This is a genomic window from Otoolea muris, assembly GCF_943193115.1.
In the GTDB taxonomy this organism is placed as follows: domain Bacteria; phylum Bacillota; class Clostridia; order Lachnospirales; family Lachnospiraceae; genus Otoolea; species Otoolea muris.
In genome coordinates, this window is sequence record NZ_CALPCY010000018.1 from 78,860 (window position 1) to 86,321 (window position 7,462).

Consider the following 7,462-nt stretch of genomic DNA (forward strand, 5'->3'; position numbering starts at 1 on the left):
CCGCCAGCACCCGCCCTTAATTCAATGGCAGAATACCGAGCTTGAAACTGACTATAGCAGTACAAGCCTATAGCGGGGCGCTGGTTCAATTCCAGCAGGGCGGTTTTGGTAGCAGGCATGGCGAGCCTGCACCAGAGGGCAGCAGGCTAATAGCTGCATCTGGATACTGTGAAAAAATAGCAGCGGTCATACCAGCTAGAGAGTATGTGGACGGTCAACAAGTTTTCTGCGGCTTTTTAATGTGAAAAGCAGCCCACACAGTAAATAAATACGCCAGAGCAGGAGTAAAGCGGCATGGAAAGACAGAGAGCGCCGCCGAAAGGAAAGGTTTAAGGGATTTGGCAAGGCAAGGAATTGTATATCACGGTGGCGGCAGTAGTAATGCGGGCTGCCGCCAGAAGAGGCAGGGAATGAGAGCAGTATATAGGGAATATGGGGACAGCTATATAAACGGCTACGCAGATGCTTTAGCGGATATGCGGCGCTGGCAGCAGACAAGGCGGCAGCAGGAATGGGAAAGACAAGCCCGCCGCTGGTACTTCCTTAAGCAGAGGGCGCTAGGGGCAGTGCTGCTGGCAGTTACCGTGCTGGCGGTATGGATTTTAGAGGGCGACGCTACAATAGCGCTTATCACAGTACCGCTGGGGCTTGCGCTGGTATTCAGTAAGCAAATGCTGGTAGTGAATGAGTATTATTTTAGGACAGAAGAGAGGCGGGCAGGAAATGGCAATATATAGGGAAGTACGCACAGAGGTATACTGCGACATATGCGGCGAGCAGATAGCAGCCTTTAAGAACGCAGGCAGGACGGGTGGCGTAAGCAGGGAATGGGCGGCGTATTTTGCACGTCAAGAGGGCTGCACAACGGGCAAAAAGGTTATCTGTAAAAGCTGCCGCATAAGCAGGCGTATAGAAAAATGTAGCCTACAAAAGAAGTGCGGAGAGGCAGGAAAGGACGGGGACGGTACTTGTCTGGGATTTGGAAAACCGTTTGACGACGAGCCTATAGAGCAGTGCAAACGCTGTATTGCGTGTACTTCTTTTAACTGGGAAGAGGAAAAACATAGGTTAAGCATAGAGGGCAGAAACAGAAAGCGAGGCAAATAATGAGTGAGGTATACATACGCAGCCAGAACCACGAAGAGATATATACGCTGAATGGTTCATATGCGATAAAGTACAAAGAATTTAGTGTTAGTAAGGAACACCGTATATTTATATGTTTGAGTGCAGAGTCAATGTACACGCTGGGAGTATATGAGAGTAAAGAGCGCTGCATAGAGGTACTGGACGAGATACAAGCAGTATGCAGGAGTTATTTAAAAGTAGAGGGCGGCGCTGCGTTGATGCGGGGCGGCATGGACGTACAGCCAGCAGCTTTTACAGTACCGAGATTTTACCAGATGCCAGAGAAATAGTATGGCAGAAATCATATTACACCCATGCCACCCAGACTATTGTAAGGAATGTATTTTTTATGGCAGCAGTAATGGCGGCTGCCAGAGCGAGGATTACATACAGAACAGCTACAAAGTAAATTGCGTGTGGCATTACTGCAAATACAAGCGGAAGAGGCACACAGAAAGCGAGGTAAGAGAATGAAATACAGATATTACAGCACACAGCGCCCAGTATCGGCGGGGACATATCCAAAGCCAAAGGATAACCCAGCTATGCTTATTCACAATTACAATGAGCGGCAATACGTGACAGAGATAGGGCGGCTGGCATGGGGATATATTGAGTATGATAAGCCGCTGGAAAATGCAGACATTGACGGCTACGAGCTTATACCAGCTGCTTTTTTCTCATAAAGAAAGCGAGTGGAAATATGTACACATGGAAAAACGGGAACTATCAGCACGTAGGCGCAAACATTCAGAAGAGCATAAAAATTGACGCTGAAACACTGGAAATCATAGAGGCGGTAGCGGGGCGCAGCTTTTCTGACAAAGTGCGGAACATGGCGGCAGAGTATGTACGGCTAAAGTGTGACGAGCTGGCGTCTAAAAAGTAATACCTATTCAGGATTAAGTAATACTTTTGCGAAAGTGAGGGCGGCGCATGGAAGAGAACGACGAACAGCGCAGGGCACTTATTCACGAATACTACCAGATATACAGAGCATTACAGAAGAGGCACAGCTTAAGAGAGCATAGCCATTTTGACATATACGGCAATAACCTTATTGAAATCTGGGAGTATGAGGGCGAAAGGAAAGGGCGCTGCATCTGCAAAGTGAAAGAGGATACAGAAATAGCCTGCTACCAGCGGGCAATAGAAATGCTGGAAAACTACAGCGGAAAGGAAATAGTAAGGCATGAAAAGAGAGCGGGATAAAAAGCCAGACTTTTTACGGGACATTAACACGGCGATTATGGAAGAGCTGACAGCGGGCGGCATTAAGGACAATGCAGCAGGGCTGGCAGGGGAGCTGAAAGAGGTTGAAGAGGTTACGGAGCTTTGCGGGCTGCGCTTTAACGGCTATCTGGCAAAGGTTGAAACGCCACGCCCACGGGGGACGCTGGACGAGGTTATAGTAGCCTTTACGGACGGAAAAGTAGACGTAGGGCAGCAGAGGGACGGGCGACCGATTAAAGAGTTTCTTACAGAGGGCAGCAAAGTTATTGTATCTGGCATAGTGCAGACGCTTAAGGACTTTGAAAGCGGTAAGGTGCTGGTATTCATTCTGGCAGACTTTCTGGCAATGGTTAAAAATCCCATGATGCAGGACGACGTAGCGCTACGTGGCGTTATTGCGCATGAGCCAGTATATAGGACGACACCGAGGGGCAAGCGTATTACGGATATTTCCGTAATGGTAAAAAATGAGCTGACGGGTAACAAGTGCTTTATTCCCTGCATCTGCTGGCAAGAGCAGGCAGACGAGGTAGCGGGCTGGCAGCAGGGCGACACGGTAGAACTGCTGGGGAGATACCAGAGCCGCCAGTATGAAAAGGTTATTGATACCGACAGCGGCAGCAGGGAGCGGCGCACGGCTTATGAAATATCGGTACAGCTGATTAACAGAAAGGAGCTGGCAGGGAATGAGAGTTAAAACAATAGTAAACGGCAAGGGAGAGCCGCAGGCTACAGAGATAGCAATACCGATAGAGGGGACGGGCGGCGAACTGGGGCAGCGGGCAGTTATAAATTTAACTTCCCTTATAAGCGGGCTTAAGACCATGAAAACAGAGCAGGACGTAGTAACGCATTACCACATAATCTGCGGTTTTGCTACGTGCTGCGAGTTGTGCGGATTTATGACGGAGAAAAGCACCAATGACTTAATGCACATGGTAGAGCATCTGGTAGAAAATGAGCTTGCAAGAGTAGCGGCGCATGACTGACCGTGAAATCTGCCGCAGCTACCATAACGCACGCCATAAGGCGCAGCAGATACAGGTACTTGCAGAGCTGAACGACATAGACAGTCTGGAAATAATCAAGGCTTTAGTGCGTGGCGGGGAGAGGCTGCCAGACAGCACGGTAAACAAGCTATATAAGAGGCTTGACAAGCTGGAAATGGAGATAAGGGAAAGAGAGCGGGAGTATAAGGCGATTGCGGCGGCACTGAAAGGAGAGGAATAGAGTGAGGACAGTATACATATGCAGCCCGTATAGGGCGGCTGACAGCGCCCAGCTGGATAGAAACATAGATTATGCGCAGGCGCTTACAAAGCAGGCGATAGAGGCGGGATTAGCTCCGATTACGCCACATTTATATATGACGCAGTGCTTAAACGAGGACAAGCCAGAGGAACGGGCGGCAGGCATGGCAGCAGGCTTAACGCTGCTGAAAAGATGCGACTTTGTGATAGTGGGCGTTAAGTACGGGATAAGCGAGGGAATGAGCGCCGAAATAGCGGCGGCAGATGCGGCGGGCATAGAGGTAGTGAACGCAGACAAGCTGCGCTATAAGCTGGAACATGACCGCAGGGCGTGGCTGGAAGAGTACGCAAAGCTGCACGCCTGCGAGTTTTGCAGGGGCAGCAGGATACACACTTGCACGGGCTACCGCTGCCAGCAGCCATACAGAGAGGCTTACAAGTATGCAGAGGCACTTTTTACAAGCGGATAAAGGAAAAAGCCCCTACGGTACGGGAATACCATAGGGGCTAAGCTATACAGCTTTTACAACCTAAACCCAGTATATCGCTGTATGGCGAAAAAATCAAGGAAAATGCGGGCTGCGAGCCTGCTTTAACACTTGATAAAACTATTAGCTTTAGGACAAGGATAGCCAAAAAGGAGTAAAAAATATGCCATACGTTGAGAGGATTACAAGGGCGGGTAAAACGATAGAGATAGAGCGTTATTTTACGAGCAGATATAAAAAGCAGGGGATAAAGAGGGGGGATAAGGTAAAGCCCACCACAGAGCAGCAGGAGAAAATAAACACAAGGCAGGCAGAAAGAAAGTTGCGTATTCTGATAAATGCCAACTACGGCTATGGCGACTATCATTTAGTGCTGGACTACATACGGAAAAAGGGAGAGCCAGAGAGAACTAGGGAGCAGATGCGGCAGGACATGGATATATTTCTAAGGGAGTGCAGGAAAGAGTATAAAAAGGCTGGGCTAGAGTTTAAATACATACACGTAATGGAGATAGGCAAGAAAGGTGCAAGGCATCATCACTTAGTCATAAACAAGATTGATACAGAGATATTGCAGCGCTGCTGGTATAAGGCGTATGAGGGGCATAACAGAATAAAAGTGTTTCCTCTGGACGACAGCGGGAACTATGCGGAGCTGGCAGCATATTTGATTAAATACACAGACACGCACAGAAAGGCAGAGGACGGGGCGCTACAAGGCAAGCGCTGGAACTGTAGCAGGAATTTAGTAAGACCAGAGCCAGAGATACGGATAATTTCAAGCCGTGAATGGTTTAAGGCAGAGGCAAGACCGATAAAGGGCTACTACGTAGACAAGGACAGCGTAAGCAAGGGGGTACACAGCCCAGAGTATTACGGCTATGGGTATTTCAGATACACGCTTGTAAAACTGGCAGGAGAGGGGGGATAAGATGCAGGCAGTAAAGGTTATAAGGATTGCGGCAGCAGTCATAGGGGCAGGGCTTTTGAGTGCAGGACTGGCGGCAGCAGGCGCACTGGCAGTAGCCATACAGCACGCCAGCGAGGATATGAGGAACTGGGAGCGCTGGAACGATAACGACGACAGAGGGGTATAAGGGAATGAGGCAGAGGCTTAAGTATTGGCTATTCCAGAGAGGCAAGAACTGTAAGCACTGCTGTCTATGGTGTGAGTATTTCAGCATATGCAGCGGACAGATAGAGCAGGAGCGGCAGACATATAAAGCGAGGCTGCCAGACGGCAGAGGAATAGCCATAAAAACAGTGCCAGAAAGAGAGCGGCAGATACAGCGCCGCATACTGAAAAAAATATGCACGGAAAGGAGAGAGCGGGAACATGAGAAACTTTAGGCTGGACGACGAGAGCGGGCATCAAGAGGCGCTATTTAGCTGGGCGGCATACCAGCAAGGGCGTATGCCAGAATTAGAGTATCTGCATCATGTACCAAACGGCGGCAAAAGGGACAAGGCGACAGCCACGGCGCTTAAGAGGCAGGGCGTTAAGGCGGGAGTGCCAGACATTGTGCTACCAGCAGTACGGGCAGGATACCACGGGCTGTACATAGAGCTTAAGGCTGGAAAGAATACCACAACGGACAATCAGAAACGCTGGTTAGAGTATCTGCGGCAGCAGGGATATTATACGGCGGTATGCTATGGCTGGCAGCCAGCGGCAGAACTGATAGAGCGGTATTTACTGCACCCAGAAGAGCTTACACAAGAGCAGGAAACAATTACAATGCGCTAGAGGCGGCGCAGAAAGAGAGGCAGAGAATGAAAACAATAAGCATTTTGAACTTAAAGGGCGGCGTAGCCAAGACCTTTACAGCGGCAAATATGGCGTATGAGCTTTACCGCAGGGGCTATAAAGTCCTGCTGCTGGATAATGACAAGCAGGGTAACTTAAGCAAGGCATACGGAAGATACGACGCAGAGAGCGTAGCGCCGATAACAAAGCTGCTTAGCGGGGAATGGTTAAACCCAGAGGAAATAATACAGCATACGGAGTATGAGGGCATAGACATTATCACGGCGAATATGTCACTTTTCGGCGCTACATGGAATTTAACCAAAGAGGAAAACGAAAACCAGACGGAGCGGTATAGCGCTTGCAAGTTATGGCACTATGATTACTGCATCATAGATAACCCGCCAGACATAGGGCTTAACGTGATAAATGCGTTGGCAATAACGGACGAGGTTATAGTACCCGTAAAGCTGGATAATTACGCTTTAGAGGGGCTGGACATTGTGGCAGAGCAGATAGAGGACGTAAAAGAGTATAACCCAGCAATTAAGCTGGCGGGCGTTCTGATTACGTCATACCAGAACACGGACGGGGAGAGCGCAGGCGTGGAGTGGCTGGAAGAGCAGGGAATATATAATATTCTGGGGATTGTAAGATATTCAAAAAAAGTAGCGGAAAATTCTTTCCTGCAAAAGCCTATCTATGAGTATAGCCCGTGCTGCGGGGCGGCGCAGGGGTACAAGAAATTTGTGACGGCATATACGGGGAAAGCGAGGTAAAGAAAATGGGAAAAGAAAACTATAGAAAAGATTATCAGATAGCAGGATATAGATTTGTTGAGTGCATATTATGCGGGAAACGTTATAATGCTGGGCGTGGTGGAAATGGTGCAGGGGTAAGGTACTGCCAAGCGTTAAAAAATGATTGGTGGGCTAGGCATATAGGGGAAGAAAGCGAAGAGAAAATACACGTACAAGAAAAAGACATAACATTGTGTGAAAAGATGAAAGCGAGGTAAAGAATATGGCAAAGTTTGGTATAAATGACATTTTGAACGCAAAGACAAAGGCAGCGGGAGCGCCAACAGCGGCAGAGGGATACAAAGAGATTTATTTAAGCCCGTATGAGGTAAAGGCGGCGCAGGAGAACACGCACCAGAGCTTAGAGAACATAGAGGAACTGGCAGACAGCTTTTTACACGTAGGGCAAGAGCAACCAACGGTTTTAGCGAGGATAAAGGGCGAGTATTTCATAATCGACGGACACAGACGCAACGCCGCTAATATTCTGAATTTGGAGCGGGGACACAAAGAGTATGAAAAAGTCCTCTACCGCTATATGGATATGAGCGAGGCTATGTATGAGCTGCGGCTACTGGCTGGCAATGGATATACACAGCCGCTTACAGCCTATGAAAAAACAAGATTAGTAGAGCGAACCAAAGCGGCGCTGATGCGGGCAAAAAAAGAGGACGGGCTAGAGATACAAGGCAAAATGCGTGATTTGATAGCCGCTATGCTGAATGAAAGCCCCACGAATGTAGCCAGAATGGAGAGCATAAACAATAACGCCACGCCAGAGGTAAAAGAGCAGCTTAAGAGCGGCAATATGGGTAT

Annotated in this window: 16 protein-coding genes and 1 tRNA gene; all 17 read left to right on the forward strand. The window is 48.7% G+C overall.

The window, feature by feature from the left end:
* Positions 1-10: 10 nt before the first annotated feature.
* Positions 11-104: transfer RNA gene (locus NFS31_RS12640), tRNA-OTHER, on the forward strand.
* Positions 105-410: 306 nt separating this feature from the next.
* Complete coding sequence (locus NFS31_RS12645; protein ID WP_251495587.1) at positions 411-737, forward strand: hypothetical protein; 327 nt, start codon at positions 411-413, stop codon at positions 735-737.
* Positions 724-1,107, forward strand: coding sequence for a hypothetical protein (locus NFS31_RS12650; RefSeq protein ID WP_251495588.1), 384 nt, complete (start codon positions 724-726; stop codon positions 1,105-1,107). The genes NFS31_RS12645 and NFS31_RS12650 overlap by 14 nt, the downstream gene beginning before the upstream one ends.
* Positions 1,107-1,418, forward strand: coding sequence for a long-chain fatty acid--CoA ligase (locus NFS31_RS12655; RefSeq protein WP_251495589.1), 312 nt, complete (start codon positions 1,107-1,109; stop codon positions 1,416-1,418). The genes NFS31_RS12650 and NFS31_RS12655 overlap by 1 nt, the downstream gene beginning before the upstream one ends.
* Positions 1,419-1,598: 180 nt before the next feature.
* A complete protein-coding gene (locus tag NFS31_RS12660) occupies positions 1,599-1,814 on the forward strand; it encodes a defense against restriction DarA-related protein (RefSeq protein WP_251493163.1) in 216 nt (71 codons plus the stop codon).
* A 17-nt stretch (positions 1,815-1,831) separates the two neighbouring features.
* A complete protein-coding gene (locus NFS31_RS12665) occupies positions 1,832-2,017 on the forward strand; it encodes a hypothetical protein (protein ID WP_251493161.1) in 186 nt (61 codons plus the stop codon).
* Between the two features lie 47 nt (positions 2,018-2,064).
* Positions 2,065-2,340, forward strand: a complete 276-nt coding sequence (locus NFS31_RS12670; protein WP_251495590.1) for a hypothetical protein — start codon at positions 2,065-2,067, stop codon at positions 2,338-2,340.
* Entirely contained in the window at positions 2,321-3,058 is a 738-nt protein-coding gene (locus NFS31_RS12675; RefSeq protein WP_251495591.1) for a single-stranded DNA-binding protein, read from the forward strand. Before NFS31_RS12670 ends, NFS31_RS12675 begins: the two co-directional genes overlap by 20 nt.
* Positions 3,048-3,350: a hypothetical protein gene (locus tag NFS31_RS12680; RefSeq protein ID WP_251495592.1), complete on the forward strand. Its 303-nt coding sequence runs from the start codon at positions 3,048-3,050 to the stop codon at positions 3,348-3,350. The genes NFS31_RS12675 and NFS31_RS12680 overlap by 11 nt, the downstream gene beginning before the upstream one ends.
* Complete coding sequence (locus NFS31_RS12685; protein WP_251495594.1) at positions 3,343-3,591, forward strand: hypothetical protein; 249 nt, start codon at positions 3,343-3,345, stop codon at positions 3,589-3,591. Before NFS31_RS12680 ends, NFS31_RS12685 begins: the two co-directional genes overlap by 8 nt.
* 1 nt (position 3,592) lies before the next feature.
* On the forward strand, positions 3,593-4,081 hold the full coding sequence (locus tag NFS31_RS12690; protein WP_251495596.1) for a DUF7768 domain-containing protein: 489 nt from the start codon (positions 3,593-3,595) through the stop codon (positions 4,079-4,081).
* Positions 4,082-4,262: 181 nt separating this feature from the next.
* Positions 4,263-5,030, forward strand: a complete 768-nt coding sequence (locus tag NFS31_RS12695) for a rolling circle replication-associated protein (protein WP_251495598.1) — start codon at positions 4,263-4,265, stop codon at positions 5,028-5,030.
* Between the two features lies 1 nt (position 5,031).
* A complete protein-coding gene (locus tag NFS31_RS12700; RefSeq protein ID WP_251495601.1) occupies positions 5,032-5,196 on the forward strand; it encodes a hypothetical protein in 165 nt (54 codons plus the stop codon).
* 239 nt (positions 5,197-5,435) lie between these two features.
* Positions 5,436-5,846, forward strand: a complete 411-nt coding sequence (locus NFS31_RS12705; RefSeq protein ID WP_251495603.1) for a VRR-NUC domain-containing protein — start codon at positions 5,436-5,438, stop codon at positions 5,844-5,846.
* A 26-nt stretch (positions 5,847-5,872) separates the two neighbouring features.
* Complete coding sequence (locus NFS31_RS12710; protein WP_251495605.1) at positions 5,873-6,625, forward strand: ParA family protein; 753 nt, start codon at positions 5,873-5,875, stop codon at positions 6,623-6,625.
* Between the two features lie 5 nt (positions 6,626-6,630).
* On the forward strand, positions 6,631-6,864 hold the full coding sequence (locus NFS31_RS12715; protein WP_251495607.1) for a hypothetical protein: 234 nt from the start codon (positions 6,631-6,633) through the stop codon (positions 6,862-6,864).
* Positions 6,865-6,869: 5 nt separating this feature from the next.
* Positions 6,870-7,462 (forward strand): ParB N-terminal domain-containing protein (locus NFS31_RS12720; RefSeq protein ID WP_251495609.1); only part of this gene is annotated, 593 nt, incomplete at its 3' end.

Coding starts and splice junctions, on each gene's coding strand:
- NFS31_RS12660 (WP_251493163.1), top strand. CDS start 1,599: ATGAAATACAGATATTACAGCACACAGCGCCCAGTATCGGCGGGGACA.
- NFS31_RS12650 (WP_251495588.1), top strand. CDS start 724: ATGGCAATATATAGGGAAGTACGCACAGAGGTATACTGCGACATATGC.
- NFS31_RS12700 (WP_251495601.1), top strand. CDS start 5,032: ATGCAGGCAGTAAAGGTTATAAGGATTGCGGCAGCAGTCATAGGGGCA.
- NFS31_RS12680 (WP_251495592.1), top strand. CDS start 3,048: ATGAGAGTTAAAACAATAGTAAACGGCAAGGGAGAGCCGCAGGCTACA.
- NFS31_RS12715 (WP_251495607.1), top strand. CDS start 6,631: ATGGGAAAAGAAAACTATAGAAAAGATTATCAGATAGCAGGATATAGA.
- NFS31_RS12710 (WP_251495605.1), top strand. CDS start 5,873: ATGAAAACAATAAGCATTTTGAACTTAAAGGGCGGCGTAGCCAAGACC.
- NFS31_RS12665 (WP_251493161.1), top strand. CDS start 1,832: ATGTACACATGGAAAAACGGGAACTATCAGCACGTAGGCGCAAACATT.
- NFS31_RS12675 (WP_251495591.1), top strand. CDS start 2,321: ATGAAAAGAGAGCGGGATAAAAAGCCAGACTTTTTACGGGACATTAAC.
- NFS31_RS12695 (WP_251495598.1), top strand. CDS start 4,263: ATGCCATACGTTGAGAGGATTACAAGGGCGGGTAAAACGATAGAGATA.
- NFS31_RS12670 (WP_251495590.1), top strand. CDS start 2,065: ATGGAAGAGAACGACGAACAGCGCAGGGCACTTATTCACGAATACTAC.
- NFS31_RS12705 (WP_251495603.1), top strand. CDS start 5,436: ATGAGAAACTTTAGGCTGGACGACGAGAGCGGGCATCAAGAGGCGCTA.
- NFS31_RS12645 (WP_251495587.1), top strand. CDS start 411: ATGAGAGCAGTATATAGGGAATATGGGGACAGCTATATAAACGGCTAC.
- NFS31_RS12655 (WP_251495589.1), top strand. CDS start 1,107: ATGAGTGAGGTATACATACGCAGCCAGAACCACGAAGAGATATATACG.
- NFS31_RS12685 (WP_251495594.1), top strand. CDS start 3,343: ATGACTGACCGTGAAATCTGCCGCAGCTACCATAACGCACGCCATAAG.